At 73.9% G+C, this 14,031-nt stretch carries 14 protein-coding genes and 1 pseudogene; 6 read left to right on the top strand and 9 right to left on the bottom strand.

Going from position 1 to position 14,031, the window contains the following annotated elements; translation table 11 throughout:
- The first annotated feature begins 42 nt into the window (after positions 1 to 42).
- A complete protein-coding gene (locus BKA21_RS12065) occupies positions 43 to 2,256 on the top strand; it encodes a glycoside hydrolase domain-containing protein (protein ID WP_140459352.1) in 2,214 nt (737 codons plus the stop codon).
- A gap of 136 nt (positions 2,257 to 2,392) precedes the next feature.
- Positions 2,393 to 3,700 (top strand): glycosyltransferase, encoded by a 1,308-nt coding sequence (locus BKA21_RS19975; RefSeq protein ID WP_140459351.1) that lies wholly within the window; start codon positions 2,393 to 2,395, stop codon positions 3,698 to 3,700.
- Positions 3,701 to 3,775: 75 nt separating this feature from the next.
- Here BKA21_RS19975 and BKA21_RS12055 read toward each other — a convergent pair whose 3' ends face one another.
- Together BKA21_RS12055 and BKA21_RS19095 are read right to left on the bottom strand one after the other, a co-directional pair.
- The gene (locus BKA21_RS12055; RefSeq protein ID WP_179625364.1) at positions 3,776 to 4,360 is read right to left on the bottom strand and encodes a DUF6036 family nucleotidyltransferase; all 585 of its coding nucleotides are present in this window, start codon (positions 4,358 to 4,360) and stop codon (positions 3,776 to 3,778) included.
- Positions 4,357 to 4,917: a helix-turn-helix domain-containing protein gene (locus BKA21_RS19095; RefSeq protein WP_140459350.1), complete on the bottom strand. Its 561-nt coding sequence runs from the start codon at positions 4,915 to 4,917 to the stop codon at positions 4,357 to 4,359. Before BKA21_RS19095 ends, BKA21_RS12055 begins: the two co-directional genes overlap by 4 nt.
- Positions 4,918 to 5,120: 203 nt before the next feature.
- Here BKA21_RS19095 and BKA21_RS12045 point away from each other — a divergent pair, with 203 nt between their 5' ends.
- Positions 5,121 to 5,651: an endonuclease V gene (locus BKA21_RS12045; protein WP_239072833.1), complete on the top strand. Its 531-nt coding sequence runs from the start codon at positions 5,121 to 5,123 to the stop codon at positions 5,649 to 5,651.
- Between the two features lie 86 nt (positions 5,652 to 5,737).
- On the opposite strand, the gene BKA21_RS12040 is transcribed toward BKA21_RS12045, so the two are convergent.
- On the bottom strand, positions 5,738 to 6,079 hold the full coding sequence (locus tag BKA21_RS12040) for a YciI family protein (RefSeq protein ID WP_140459348.1): 342 nt from the start codon (positions 6,077 to 6,079) through the stop codon (positions 5,738 to 5,740).
- 233 nt (positions 6,080 to 6,312) lie between these two features.
- On the opposite strand from BKA21_RS12040, the gene BKA21_RS12035 reads away from it, so the two are divergent.
- From BKA21_RS12035 to BKA21_RS19090, 3 genes and pseudogenes are all read left to right on the top strand, one after another.
- Entirely contained in the window at positions 6,313 to 7,053 is a 741-nt protein-coding gene (locus BKA21_RS12035) for a hypothetical protein (protein ID WP_140459347.1), read from the top strand.
- Positions 7,050 to 7,343 (top strand): annotated as a pseudogene (locus tag BKA21_RS20395) (TIGR00271 membrane domain-containing protein); the annotation flags it as partial. The gene BKA21_RS12035 and the pseudogene BKA21_RS20395, both read left to right, overlap by 4 nt.
- 22 nt (positions 7,344 to 7,365) lie before the next feature.
- Positions 7,366 to 7,602 (top strand): hypothetical protein, encoded by a 237-nt coding sequence (locus BKA21_RS19090; protein ID WP_203793447.1) that lies wholly within the window; start codon positions 7,366 to 7,368, stop codon positions 7,600 to 7,602.
- Positions 7,603 to 7,630: 28 nt separating this feature from the next.
- Here BKA21_RS19090 and BKA21_RS12025 read toward each other — a convergent pair whose 3' ends face one another.
- The 6 genes from BKA21_RS12025 to BKA21_RS12000 form a co-directional block, all read right to left on the bottom strand.
- Positions 7,631 to 8,287, bottom strand: a complete 657-nt coding sequence (locus BKA21_RS12025; RefSeq protein ID WP_140459346.1) for a hypothetical protein — start codon at positions 8,285 to 8,287, stop codon at positions 7,631 to 7,633.
- A gap of 25 nt (positions 8,288 to 8,312) precedes the next feature.
- Positions 8,313 to 9,788 carry a sucrose phosphorylase gene (gene gtfA, locus BKA21_RS12020; RefSeq protein ID WP_140459345.1) on the bottom strand — a complete coding sequence of 492 codons (1,476 nt, stop codon included), beginning with the start codon at positions 9,786 to 9,788 and terminating at the stop codon, positions 8,313 to 8,315.
- An 81-nt stretch (positions 9,789 to 9,869) separates the two neighbouring features.
- On the bottom strand, positions 9,870 to 10,850 hold the full coding sequence (locus BKA21_RS12015) for an alpha/beta hydrolase (protein ID WP_140459344.1): 981 nt from the start codon (positions 10,848 to 10,850) through the stop codon (positions 9,870 to 9,872).
- Positions 10,847 to 11,671, bottom strand: a complete 825-nt coding sequence (locus BKA21_RS12010; protein WP_140459343.1) for a carbohydrate ABC transporter permease — start codon at positions 11,669 to 11,671, stop codon at positions 10,847 to 10,849. The genes BKA21_RS12015 and BKA21_RS12010 overlap by 4 nt, the downstream gene beginning before the upstream one ends.
- On the bottom strand, positions 11,668 to 12,636 hold the full coding sequence (locus BKA21_RS12005; protein WP_140459342.1) for a carbohydrate ABC transporter permease: 969 nt from the start codon (positions 12,634 to 12,636) through the stop codon (positions 11,668 to 11,670). The genes BKA21_RS12010 and BKA21_RS12005 overlap by 4 nt, the downstream gene beginning before the upstream one ends.
- On the bottom strand, positions 12,636 to 13,997 hold the full coding sequence (locus tag BKA21_RS12000; RefSeq protein ID WP_179625363.1) for an ABC transporter substrate-binding protein: 1,362 nt from the start codon (positions 13,995 to 13,997) through the stop codon (positions 12,636 to 12,638). The genes BKA21_RS12005 and BKA21_RS12000 overlap by 1 nt, the downstream gene beginning before the upstream one ends.
- Positions 13,998 to 14,031 lie beyond the last annotated feature (34 nt).

Raw genomic sequence — 14,031 nt, 5'->3', positions numbered from 1 at the left:
CGACGGATGCCCTGCACGACGACGAGGTGAGGAGGGCCGACGATGTTCGACCAGGTCGACCCGTTCATCGGCACGGAGGCGACGAGCCTGCCCGCGCCCTCGGGCCTCGCCGCGACGTGGTGGTGGCCCAAGCCGCAGGTCGGCAACACGCACCCGGGGGCCACGTACCCGTTCGGGATGGTGTCGGCGTGCGCGTACTCGGGGGCGTACCCCACGGGGTACGGGCGGTACGACCTGTCGACGGAGGGCCTGCCGCCGGTGCTGCACGACCGGCAGGTGGCCAGCGGGTTCACGCACTTCCAGCAGTCGGGCACGGGCGCGATCCGCAAGTACTACAACTACTTCCGGGTCACGCCGATGCTGCGGCCGCTGGACGACCTGGGGCAGACGTGGGACGTGCTGGAGGAGGAGGCGTCGCCCGGGTACTACGCGGCGACGCTGGGCTCGGGCATCCGCGCGGAGATCACGGTCGGCCCGAAGTCGGCGGTGCACCGGTACACGTTCCCCGCGCACCAGGACGCGCGCCTCGTCATCGACTTCTCGCTCGGCGGGCTCGACATCCCGTACGGGCGCACGGTGCCGCTGCGCGCGCACCTGGGGTCGGTGGCTCCGGGGGTCGCGGAGGGCGAGATCGTCGTCGAGGGTGCGCCGCTGGCGGTGCACGTGGAGTGCGACGCCCCGCACTGGCGGCAGATGCTCTGGTACGACCGTCGGCTCATGCCGGGCGGCACGCGCCTGGACTTCGACCGGATCCGGCCGACGACGCTGCGGCCGTTCGGGCTGATGTGGGCGGGGCCGACGGAGGCGGGGCAGACCGTCGAGCTGCGGTTCGGGTTCTCGCTGCGGGGCGTGGACCAGGCGCACGAGACGCTCGTCGCGGAGTGCGGGCCGGGGCCGGACACGTTCGACTCCCGCCGCCAGCGCACCGAGACGGTGTGGCGCCAGCACCTCGACAAGGTCGTCGTCGACACCCCGTCGTCGGAGAAGCGCACGGTCATGGCGACGGCGCTGTACCACTCGCTGATCAAGCCGTGCCTGGCGATGGACGAGTCGCCGTTCTGGCCCACGCCGGGGCCGTTCGCGTTCGACCTGTCGACGATGTGGGACATCTACCGCACGCACCTGCCGCTGATGACGGCGCTGGTGCCGGAGCGGTCGGTGGAGCTCGCGAACGCGCTGCTGCAGATCGCCGAGGAGGAGGGCAACTTCCCCATCGGGTACCGCATGGCGCGCGGCGCGGACCGGTTCTCCCGGCAGGGCTCGGCGCTGGCGCACACCTTCCTGGCGGACCTGTGCGCCCTCGGGCTGCCGGGCGTCGACTGGGACTGGGCGCTGGTGCACATGCACAACGACCTGCGGCGCACGTACGGCGAGGACTTCCTGCTGCGCGGCAAGGCGCACCCGATCAGCCACACCCTCGACATCGCGTTCGGGTACTGGTGCACAGCCGTCGTCGCGGGGCGGGTGGGCGACCGCACGCTGGTCGACCAGTTCGGGCCGCTGGCGGCGCGCTGGGTCAACGCGTACGCGTCGGACGGGCTGCTCGCGGACTCGACGTTCTACGAGGGCGGCAAGTGGAACTACTCGTTCCGGCTGATGCACGACATGGCCGCGCGCATCGCCCTCACCGGCGGCGACGGGCCGTTCGTCGACATGCTCGACCGGTTCTTCGGGTTCGGCGCCGACCCCGTCGTGCAGCCGGGCCTGGCGCCCGGGCTCGACGAGCTGACCGCCGGGTACGCCCTCGACCGGTTCGAGGGTCTGAACAACGAGCCCGACATGGAGGCCCCCTGGGCGTACATGTACGCCGGGCGGCCCGACCGGACCGCGCAGGTCGTCCACGACGTCGTCCAGCAGCAGTTCTCCACGGGCCGCGGCGGGCTTCCCGGCAACGACGACTCCGGCGGGTTGTCGTCCTGGTACGTGTGGGCCACCCTGGGTCTGTTCCCCGTCGCGGGGCAGAACACGTACCTCGTCAACGCACCGGCGTGGCGCGAGGCACGCATCGACGTCGGCGACCGCCCGCTGGCGATCGAGACCACCGGGTTCGTCGAGCCCGAGCCGGGCGGTCCCGCGCAGTACGTGCAGCAGGTCCACCTCGACGGCGAGCCCCTGGACCGGCCGTACCTCACCGGCGCCGAGCTGCACTCCGGCGGCCGTCTGCTCATCGCCCTCGGGCCGGAGCCGTCCCGCTGGGGCACCACGCACCGACCACCGAGCGCGCCCACGCCGCACGGCGCGGGGCGCCACACCTGATCCGCACGACCCCGCCGGTCACCGACCGGCCACCCCTCCCCCACGACCGACGCACCCGGAACCGCCCGGGAACCGCCGGCGTTGACCCCCCGACCGTGCGGCCCGTCGCCAGCACACCGACCGAGAGGACGAGGCCGTGACCACCACCGCCGCCCGCCCCGACCGCCGCCTCGTCATCGTGGTGCGCGCCGACCCCGTGATCTGCGGCCACTCCGGCGAGGCCCGCAACCTCGCCGAGGCCGCCCTGCACCGGGGCTTCGACGAGGTCCGCATCGTGACCTGGCCCGTCGACCGCCTCCAGCAGGCCGGGCTCCCCCTCAAGCCCCTCGACGGCGTCCTGCCGTACAGCGACGGCATCGTCGTCGAGCGCCCCGCCCCCGTCGGCGACTACAAGGTCCCCGACGGCCGCTGGCTCGCCGGCCTCACCGGGCGCCTCGTCGAGCTGTTCACCGACGGCGTCCCCACCGTCGCCCTGTCCCTGTACCTGTCCCCGCACGCCACGGCCGTCGCCGACGCCGTCCAGGTCGCCCGCCGCACCGGCCTGCCCGTCGACGTCATCACCGTCGCCGAGGCCGTCGGCTCCGACGTCACCAACGTCGTGCGCGCGTGCGTCGAGGAGGACCGGTTCGGTGCCGCCGCGCACGTCCTCGCGCACTACCTCTCGCACGACGTGTGCCTGGCCGTGTCCCGGTACACCCGCGACCTGATCATCAGCGAGTCCGAGGCGATCGACGCCAAGCACGGCACCCGGTTCGCCGACCAGTTCCGCGAGCGCGTCGAGATCTCGTACCCGGCGATCGACGTGGGCGACTACCTGGCCCGCGACGAGGACGCCACGGACGCGGCCCTGGCGGCCCGCGGCCTGACCCGCGGCGGTTACGTGCTGTTCCTGTCGCGTCTCGCGCACGCCAAGGGCGTGGACGACCTCATCGAGGGCTTCGTGCGCTCGGGCGCGCCGGCGGCCGGGCAGCGCCTGGTCGTGGCGGGCAACGGCCCGCAGGCCGACGAGCTGGCCGCGCTCGCGCAGGCCAGCGGCCACGGCGACCTCATCACGTTCCTGCACGACGTCCCCGACGACGAGAAGGGCCACCTGATGGCCGGCTGCACGGCGTTCGTGCTGCCGTCCAAGCCGCGCCCGGAGTTCGTCGAGACGTTCGGCATCGCGCTGGTCGAGAAGATGCTGTCCGGCGGCGGCCCCGTCATCACGACCGACACCGGCGGCATCGGCGAGGCCGTGGGCGACACCGCGACGATCGTGCCCGTGTCCGACCCGGACGCGATCGCCGCGGCCCTCGACGACGTCCTGGCGATGTCGGAGGAGGACCGCGCGGCGGCCGCGGACCGGGCCCGGGAGTACGCCCTGCAGTTCGACCGCGCCGTGGTGCTGGACAAGATCCTCGACCACGTCGCCGCCCTGGCCCCGACCCCGGCCCTCACGGCCTGACAGGCCGCGCCCGCGTCGCGGCGGCGGCCTCCCCCGGGCGACCGCCGCCGCGCCGCCGACGACCGGCAGGAGGCGCTATCGAGCGCCGCGCGGAACGGTGGCAAGGCCCAGGGCGTCCCAGTGCGCGCAGTGCGGGACCAGCCACCTGACGGCGACGTCCCGCACCTCCTCGGGCACATCCGTGAGCTCCACTCTCTCCAGCACCACGTTCGGGTCGACCATCTGGTGCACGATCAGCGCACGGACGAACTCCTGGTCCTTCTCCCGGTGCGCGAGGATCTTCGCGGCGCAGAGGTCGTCCGGGTCGAGGCACAGGCCGGTGGCGCCTTGCGTGCCCGGTCCGGTCACCGGGACCAGGCGGTCGACCCACCCGGGGGCCAGCCTGCTCGTCGTCCGCCCCACTCCCTGGATGTAGAAGCCGTGGGTCTGGTGGAAGTCCGAGAGCTCACCGATCGCGCCGTCGAGGACGTCCGCCAGGCTCTCCGCGTCGTCGTCGTGCATCGGGCACACGTCGACCTCGACCGAGGCGGTCGCCTCGTCGGGCAGCTCGTGCGCCTCCCACGTGCCCAGGATCGACTGCGACCCGACGACGATCACCCGGTCCTGCGCGAGGATCGTCGTCGAGGCGCGGATCGCGTGCTCCAGCTGGGTGCGGTTCACCGGCGGGCCCGGGCGATCGCCGTCATGCGTTCGTCCTGGGTCAGGACGCCGGCGAACGGGCTGACCTGACGCAGGTCGATCCCGTGCTCGTCCTGGGCGAGCGCCAGCTCCAGCACCGCCCGGGTCGAGGTCCGCAGCGCACGCTCCCACTCGTCGACCCAGCCTGCAGCCTGCGTACCGCGGACGTTCTCGCGCACCTTCGGCAGGTTCGCGAGGGCCTTCGCCCGCACCTCGGCCGGGTCACGGCGCATCTTGCGCGCCACGGCGCGGTGAAGCTCGAGGGACACCCGCTCCTCCCGCCGTGGCAGCACCGCCGCCGCGGTCGTGGCGCTGCTCGCGCGTCTGCGCGCGGTGCGCGTCGGGACCTCCGGGACGCGGAGGGGTGCCTCCAGCGCAGCGAGCACCGCGAGGGCGGTGCGCAACGTGGACCCCTGCCCGCCTTCGAGCCTTCTCACCGCCGTGACGCTGACGCCGGCCGCCTCGGCGAGGTCGCGCTGGTCGAGATCACGGCTCAGCCGCAGCTCTCGCACGCGCTCCCCGATCTCCCGCTCGTCCATGGATCGAGGCTACGCAACTATCGTCCGAAAATGAACGACACAGCAGGGAGCGCCCGGAAGGTTAAAGCGGTTCGACCTCCGGCATGCACAGCGGGCGCCTCCTGACGCTGGTCGGTGCAGCGGGCTGGAAGGATGCGCACGGTGACCGCCCGCGATCGGCCAGTGACAACCTCGCTCCCTGCCGTGCAGGACGTGGTGACGACGTGGACGGTCCGGTGATCGTCGGTGCGGTCGACGTCCACTACGACGATGCGGACGGGGCGACGGCGGCGCTGGTCGTCTGCACCGACCCGGCGCTCGCGACGGTTGCGTCCGAGCACGTCACCCGCATCGACCGCGTCGCACCGTACGAGCCGGGGGCGCTGTACCGGCGCGAGCTGCCCTGCATCGAGGCGGTCGTGGCGCTGGGCCCGCCGCTCGACCTCCTCGTCGTCGACGGCTACGCCACGCTCGACGCCGACGGGCGGCCGGGGCTCGGTGCGCGGGCCGCGCACGCGCTGGGGATCCCCGTCGTCGGCGTCGCCAAGACCCCGTTCCGCGCCGCGACGCACGCGGCCGAGGTCCGCCGCGGCGGCGCGACGCGACCGCTGTACGTGACGACGGCGGGCGGTTTCGACGTCGACGAGGCCGCACGTCTCGTGGCGGCGATGGCCGGGCCGTACCGGATCCCGACGGCGCTGGCGCGGGCGGACCACCTGGCCCGCGGGCGCGACGCCCCGCCGACGGTGCGCTGAGCCCCGCCAGGCGGGCGCCGACGCGCGTCGACCGGCGAGGTCGACACTGACGGGCAGCCGACCCCGGGACGTCGGGGCGCGTCGGGCTACCGGACGACCCGGACCTCCTGGGGCCAGCCGCACCCCTCGGCGACGCGGCCCGCCCACATCTTGGCCGTCTCCAGGTCGGGGACGTCGATGACGGTGATGCCGCCCAGGTACTCGGTCGTCTCGGTGTAGGGGCCGTCGGTGATCGTCACGGTGCCGCTGGTCGCGTCGGCGGTGAACGCGTCGGCCATGTTCTCGTCGAGGCCGCCGGCGAAGACCAGGACCCCGGCCTCCTCCATCTCGCGGACGACCGCGTTGCTGGGCTCGACGCGGCTCAGGAACCACTCGACGGGGTGGTCGCCGACCCACTGCTGCTGGAAGTAGATCGCGTACTGCGTCATGTCGCTCCTCCTGCCCGGGGCGCCCCGTGCGACCCGTCGTCACCCTGACGGTCGAGCCTGGCCGGAATCGACAAGCCGGTCGAGCCGACTCGCGGGGGCACCGACCAGAGGCGCGTCGCCGGCCCACGCGGCGGGACGACCGACCGGGCCGGTCCTGGCGGTCGGTGGTGCGCGGTCCTAGGGTCGGGGCAGCGGGCGCAGCGGTGCGCCGCGGCGCTGACCGGGGGGTCGTCGTGGGCGGGTGGTACGCCGAGCACGTCGCGGGGACGGGGCGCGCACCCGCGCTGTGGCTGCTGGTCGGGTTCGCGGTCGCGTTCGCGCTCACCCGGAGGGTGACGCGGCGCATCCGGGCGGCGCGTGAGCGGCCCGTCCCGCCGGGGGCGCCGCGGCGGCAGCTGCTGCGGGACGTGAGCATCGGCGGGGTGCACGTGCACCACCAGGTGTGGGGCATGGTGCTGCTGCTCGTCACGGGCATGCTGCAGTTCCGGTACGCGCCGGGCACGCCGTGGACGGAGGTGCTGGCGCTGCTGTTCGGCGTCGGCGCGGCGCTGGTGCTCGACGAGTTCGCGCTGCTGCTGCACGTCGACGACGTGTACTGGGCGGCCGAGGGGCAGCGGTCCGTGGACGCGGTGCTGCTGACGCTCGTCCTCGGCGGGGCGCTCCTGCTGGGCACGTCCCCGATCGGCGTGAGCCGCGACGACGCGTCGTCGGGGTGGGAGCTGACCGCGCTCGTGGTGACGCACGTGGGGTTCGCGCTGGTCTGCGCGGTGAAGGGCAAGCTGCCGACGGCGATGGTCGGGCTGGTCGTGCCCGTCGTGGCGACCGTCGGGGCGCTGCGCCTGGCCCGGCCGACCTCGCCGTGGGCGCGACGACGCTACGACGGGCGCCGGCTGGCCCGGGCCCGTGAGCGGTTCGACCGGTACGACGCACGCGTCGAGCGCGTGCGTGACCTCGTGGGAGGACGCCCGGCATGACCGACGCACCCGCAGCCCCGCAGCCCTGGCTGCTGCGGACCGTGCTGCCCGCCACGCAGCGGCGCACCGTCACCGAGCTGGCCGGCGAGCTCGACCTGGGCGCGCCCGACGCGCACGACAAGCGGTCGGCGTTCTGGACGATGCTCACGCTCGCGTCGGTCGTCGCGACGGCCGGCGTGCTGGGCGACTCCACGGCGACCGTCATCGGCGCCATGATCATCGCGCCGCTGTCGACGCCGATCATGGGGACCGCGCTCGGCGTCGCCACGGGGTCGCGGCGCACGACGTTCCGGTCGATGGGGTTTGCTGCACGTGCTCACGGCCCGCGTGCAGACGGCGGCCGACGCGTGGGTGCAGCAGGTGCCCGGAGCGGAGGTCGTGGGCGTCGACCTCGTCTCCGACGAGCTGCACGTGCAGGTGCGCACGCCCGACCCGGACCCGCCCGTGTCCACGCTGCTCGACGCGCTCGAGGGCCAGGTGCCCGCGGGCCTCGACGTCGTCGTGGTCACCGAGCAGGGCGAGCGCATCGAGGTCGGTACCACCCGTTGAGCAGGCCGTCAGGGCCCCGCCGACCGGGTCAGGCGGTGCGACGGCTGCGGGCGCGCAGCGCCCACCAGACGATCCCGCCGGCGAGCACGGGCACGCCGACGATCCCCAGGCCGATCGCCACGAACATGCCGAGGACGGTCCCGAAGATGTTCCGCAGGAACGGTGCGAAGTCCCGGTCGGGGGCGATGAGGACGTGCGCGTCGGCGACGCTCGCGGGCGGCACGGCGACGGTGTAGGTGCCGGTCTCGGGGGCGGTGAACGCACCGACGGTGTCGGCCGACCACTGCCCCACGGTCGAGCTCATGTCGACGCCGGGCGAGCCGTCGGCGGCCACGACCTCCCCGGACGGGGTCTGCAGGAGGACGTCCTCGTCGAGGGTCGCGTCGTCGGCGTCCGCGGGGACGACGAGGTGCACGGCGTACCGCTCGCCGGCCTCGAGCTCGACGGTCCCGGCGCCGGGCGCGTCGATCTCGGCGACCACGACGTCCCCGGCCTGCCCGTCGAGGCGCAGCACCCCGGACGACGCGGTGCCGACCAGCAGCACGGTCGTGGCGACGCCGGCGACGACCGCGCCGACCAGCAGGACCGCCCCGGCGACGGTCAGCCAGACGGGCCCGGCGAGCGAGGGCCGGCGCGCCGCCGGCGCCGGTGGGGTCTGGGGTCCGGGCGGCGGGGTCGGGGTCACGTCGCCACCGTAGTCCTGCCGGGGTCTACGGGAGGTCGGTGTGGCGCAGGACCGTGCGCTCGCCGTCGGGACCGGTGGCCCGCAGCGCGAAGGTCGCGTCGGCCACGTCGAGGTCGAGGGTCACGTGCTCGCCGCCAGCCGTCCAGCGCAGGGTCGCGCGGGTGCCGTCGACGTGCCACGCGTGCTCGCCGGCGAAGGCCGGGTGCGCGGCACGCAGGCGCAGCGCGGCGAGCTGGGCGCGCACGACGGGTCGGGCCAGGGCGGCGTCGACCTCGTCCGGGGTGTACCGGTGGCGGTTGACGTCGCGACCCACGCCGGTGGCGGCGAGCAGGTCCGTGTCGTTGCCGCCGGCCAGCAGGCCGACGTAGTAGACCTGCGGGACCCCGGGCACGAGGAGCTGCACGAGCCGCGCCAGCAGGTAGCGGCGGTCGTCGCGGCCGAGCGCGTCGTAGAAGGTGCAGTTGACCTGGTAGAGGTCGAGGTTCGACGCGGCGGCGCCGGTCGCCTGCCGCGACGTGCCGCCGGACGCGTCGTGGATCGCCTCGACGAGCGCGTCGATCTTCTCCGGGGCCAGGAGCCCGGGCTCGCCGGGGCGCAGGTCGGACGGGCCGACGTCGACGATCCCGATGCCGTCGTGCGTGTCGAGGACGGTCACGGCGTTGGTGGGACGGATCGCGAACCAGCCGGCGAGGGGGTCGAGGTCGGCGGCGGTCAGCGCGTGCAGCACCAGGGGCGGCAGCGCGAAGTCGTAGACGAGGTCGACGGACCGGGCGATGTCGATCTGCTGGGTGTGGTGCCCGTGCACCTCGACGAGCACCTGCGCGCCGCGGGCGTGCGCGAGCTCGACGATGCGCGCGGTGTACGCGTCGGTCGCGGGCGTCATGAAGCAGTCGGTGCCCGCCTCCTTGCCGGTGTACCCCACGGCGTCCAGGCGCAGCATGCGCACACCGCCGGACGTCAGGGCCTCGACCACGTCGGTGAGGTAGTCCCACGCCTGGGTGGTCCGCAGGTCGATGTCGACCTGGTCGGGCGTGAACGTGGTCCACACCAGCCGGCGCCGCCCGCCCAGGGTCATGACGGTGAACGGCAGGCCCGGCCGCGGACGGTAGATGCGCGCGAGGTCCTCCTCGGTCACGCCGTCGGGGAACACCGCGTCGAGCGTGAGGAACATCGGCGCGTGCGGGGACGCGTCGCCGCGCTCGCGCACGTCGAGGAACCGCTCGGAGTCCGCCGAGACGTGGTTGACGATGACGTCGGCCATGACCGTGCGGCCCGCGGCGAGCGCGCGCACGTCGTCCCAGGTGCCGAGGCGGGGGTCGACCTGCGTGTGGTCCTGCGGGTCGAAGCCGGCGTCGGCACCGTCGAACGGCGGGTAGAACGGCAGCACGTGCACGCCGTCGAACGCACCGGCGAGGGGGCCGTCGAGCAGGGCCCGCAGGCCGCGCAGGTCGCCGGCGAGACGGTCGGCGTAGGTGATCAGCTGAGGTCCGTGGTGGGTCACGGTGAGGGCTCCGTCGGGTCGTCGACCGGGGGTCGGGGCCGCGCCGCCCTCCCCGGGGGGTTGGGGAGGACGGCGTGGCGATCAGGAGGCCGGTGCGGTGCTGCGTCGCAGCAGCCGGTCCAGCCAGCGGGCGCGCGCGTGGCGCGCGTCGATCGAGAGGGCGGCGCCGGGCACGAGGCCGTCGAAGCCGTGGCAGCCGCCGGGCCACACGTGCAGCTCGGCGTCCCCGCCGTCGGCCCAGATGCGGGCCGCGTACTGCACGCACTCGTCGCGGAACGTCTCGGCGGAGCCGACGTCCACGTACGCGGGCGGCAGCCCGCCGAGGTGCCGGGCGCGCGCGGCCGAGGCGGTCGCCGGCGTGGCGGGGCCCCCGGCGGCGTCCCCGAGGTACGCGGCCCAGGCGGTCGCGTTCGCCGTGCGGTCCCAGGTGCCGACGCCGGCCATCTGGTGCCCCGACGCGGAGTCGTTGCGGTCGTCGAGCATCGGGCAGATCAGCAGCTGGCCCGCCAGGGTGGGCCAGCCGCGCTGCCGGGCCAGCAGCGTCACGGCCGCCGCGAGGCCGCCGCCGGCGCTGACGCCGGTGACGACGACGCGGGCCGGGTCGACCCCGAGCTCGTCGGCGTGCGCGACGAGCCAGCTCAGGGCGGCGTACGCGTCCTCCACGGCCGCGGGGTACGGGTGCTCGGGGGCGAGCCGGTAGTCGACGGACGCCACGGCGCACCCGGGGTGCAGGGCGGCGGCCGCCGCGACGTCGTCCGCGACCGTGCCGACCACGAGCCCGCCGCCGTGCAGGTGCAGCAGCACCGGCACGGGGCCGGACGTGCCGCGCGGGCTCAGCAGCGCGACGCGCACGCCGCCGCCGGGCCCGCGGGCCTCGTGCCAGGTCAGGTCGCGCTCGGCCGCGGCGGCGACCTCCGTCAGGTCCGGCGGGGTCGCCCGCGCCCGCAGGCCGGCGATCTCGTCGGGCGCGAGCGTCGTCACGACGTCCCCGGGGCGCGCGGCGAGGGCCGCGCCCACCTGGGGGTCGAACGGCGGGCGCGCCGTGGTGGTGCTGGTCGTCATCCCTTGAGCGCTCCCTGCATGAGCGCGGAGACGAACCGGCGCTGGAACACGAGGAAGACGATCAGCGTGGGCGTGAGGATGAGCAGCGACCCGGCGCACAGCAGCGGCACGTCGGTGCCCCACTGGCCCTGGAACGCACCCAGGGCGCCGGCCATCGTGCGCTTGGCCGGGTCGTCGACGAGCACGACCGCGAGCAGGAACTGGTTCCACGTCCACAGGAACAGCAGGATCCCGAGGGACGAGAGCGCCGGGACGGACAGCGGCACGTGGATGCGCGAGAAGAGCGCCCAGGTGCCGGCGCCGTCGATGCGCGCGGCCTCGGACAGCTCCTCGGGCATCGTCACGAAGTGCGCGCGCATCCACATGACCGCGAACGGCATGTACAGGCCGATGAGCGGCAGGATGATCGCCCACCGGGTGTTCAGCAGCCCCAGGTCACGCATCTGGTAGTACAGCGGGACGATGACGGCCTGGAACGGCAGCGTCAGGCCGAGCACGAACGTCAGGAAGATCGCGCGGTGCCCCGGCGGGCGCAGGTGCCCCAGCGAGAACCCCGCGAGGGTCGCGATGAGCAGCGCGACGGGCACGACGCCGATCTCGATGAGCAGGCTCGACCAGAGCAGCGCACCCATGTCCGCCGCGGTGAACGCGTCGACGAAGTTCGACCAGTAGGGCGTCTCCGGCCACTCCAGGCCCGACGGGTACGTGCCGGGCGCGTGCAGCGCGGTGACGAAGAGGCTGATGAACGGGACGATCGTCACGACCATGAGCACGACGAGCAGGACGCGGCTGAGCCACGTCTCGCGGGCGGAGACGATCACCGGTCACTCTCCCTCGTGAGGCGCTGGATCGGCAGGACGACGGCCAGGACCAGGGCCATGAAGACGACGGCCAGCGCGGACGCCTGCCCGACCTCCCGGCTGAAGAAGCCGAGGTAGTAGATCTCCAGGCCGGGCACCAGCGTGGAGTTGGCGGGCCCGCCCTGGGTGGAGATGTAGACGATGTCGAACGCGGCGAGCGCCGAGATCACGGTGACGGTGACGCAGACGCCGATCTCCTGCCGGACGCTGGGCAGCGTGATCGCGAAGAACTCGCGGACGGCGCCGGCGCCGTCGATGCGGGCGGCCTCGTAGAGCGACGGGTCGATCTTGGCCATGCCGGCGAGCAGCAGGAGCATGCACAGGCCGAGCGCGACCCAGGCGCCGATGACGCCGACCGCGGGCAGCGCCGTGCTCGTGTCGCCGAGCCAGGCGCGGGTGAGCGCGTCGAGCCCGATACCGCGCAGCAGCTCGTTGACCAGCCCGTCGGACGCGAGCAGCCAGGTCCACATGATGCCGGCGGCGACGAGCGGGATGACCTGCGGGAGGAACAGCACGGTGCGCGAGACCAGCGCGAGGCGGCTGGTGGCGAACTTGCGGATGGTCGCGGCCGTCAGCAGGCCGAGGAGGACCGGGACGAAGCTGAAGTAGACGATCAGCTCGAGCGCGTTGCCGATCGACCCGAGCATCTCCGGGTTGTCGACGAGCCGGCGGTAGTTCTCGACACCGACCCACGTGGACTCGGTGACGCCGTTCCAGTCGTAGAAGGAGTACTGCACCGTCAGCACCAGGGGGCGCAGCACGAACGCTGCGTACGCCACCGCCGCCGGGACCACGAGGCCGAGCGCGACCCAGCCCCGGCGCAGGCGCCGTGCCCGGAGGGCACGGCGCCTGGCCTCGGCGCTGGTCGACGACTGCTCGGAGACCTCGCGGCGACCGGTCGTGCCGGTCGTCCGCGTCTGCATCATCAGCCGCCGATCTCGCTCTCGTAGTCCGCCTGGACGGCCGCGAGCAGGCCCGCGGCGTCGATCTCGCCGGCGACGAGCTTCTGCAGGTTCGGGGTCCAGCTCTTGGCGTAGATCGCCCCGGTGGCGTTCGCGATGAACTCCATCGAGCCGTCGTCCTCGCCGATCGTGGCGCCCGCCGCGAGGGTCTGGGCGGTCACGGTGTCGTCGGCGACCTCGGGCAGGAACGCGTCGGCCGGGCCCATGGGGTGCGAGCCGCCGACCTCGACCGAGACGGTGCGGGCGGTCTCGTCCGTCGCGACCCAGTTGAGGAAGTACGCGGCGCACTCCGGGTTCTCGGCGTTGGCCGAGATGCCGTACGTCAGCGGCGCGGACATGGCACCGACCTCGCCGCCCTGCTCGACGGGCGGCACGAGGAAGAACCCGACGTTGCCCGCCATCTGGGTGTCGAGGTTCCCCGACTCCCAGTCGCCGTTGAAGATGAACAGGCTCTCGCCGCCGATGAACCGGCTCATCATCATCGAGTAGTCGAGGGAGTTGACGTCCTCGGCGAAGTAGCCGGCCTCGACCCACCGCTGCAGGTGCTCGGCGGCCTGGACGTTGGTCTCGGTGTCGATCGAGGCGCCGGGCTGCTGGTAGGTCCAGGCGTTGATCTCCGCGGGCTCGCCGTACGAGGCCATGAGGCCCTGCAGCGGGAAGGCCAGACCACCGGTGGCCCCGCCGTTGAACTGCGCGATGGGCGTGATGCCCGCGGCCTTGGCCTTCGCGAGCGCGTCGTCGAGCTCGGCCAGGGTCTCGGGGGCGGCCGTCATGCCGATCTCGGCCGCGAGCTCCTTGTTGTAGAAGACGCCGGTCATCGAGAAGTTCAGGCCCATCGCGTAGAGCGGGCCGCTGCCGCGACGCCCGTCCTCGTCGACGCGCATCTGCTCGAGCTGCGACGCGGGCCACTCGTCCCAGCCGAAGGCCTCGGCGGCGGCGTCCAGGTCGTAGAGCAGGCCGTCGGCGGCGAGCTCGGACACCTGGGGCAGGCGCATGAGGTCGGGCGGGTTGTCGGCCAGCACGCGGGGGGCGTTCTGCGTGATGACGGCGAACTGGTCCTCGCGCACGTCGAACGTGACGTTCGGGTGCTGGACCGTGAACTCGTCGAACAGCTCCTGGGCGAGCGGGAAGCCCGTCTCCACGTAGGCGCTGAGCGTGACGTCCTCGGTGCCGCAGGTCATGTCGCCCGTGGCCACGGCGTCGGCGGTGCCGTCGTCGGTCGTGCTCGCGCCAGGTGCGCTGCACGCGGTCACGGTGATGAGCCCCGCGAGGCACACGGACGCGGTCGCGACCGCGCGCCGGGACCTTCCAGTCGTTCGAGACACCGGTGTCTCCCTTTCGTCCGTCGGGGTTCCCCAG

Origin of the sequence: Cellulomonas oligotrophica, assembly GCF_013409875.1 — a bacterium.
Lineage (GTDB): Bacteria > Actinomycetota > Actinomycetes > Actinomycetales > Cellulomonadaceae > Cellulomonas > Cellulomonas oligotrophica.
Note: the sequence above shows the minus strand (reverse complement) of the source record. Positions and strands in the feature narration are given on the sequence as shown.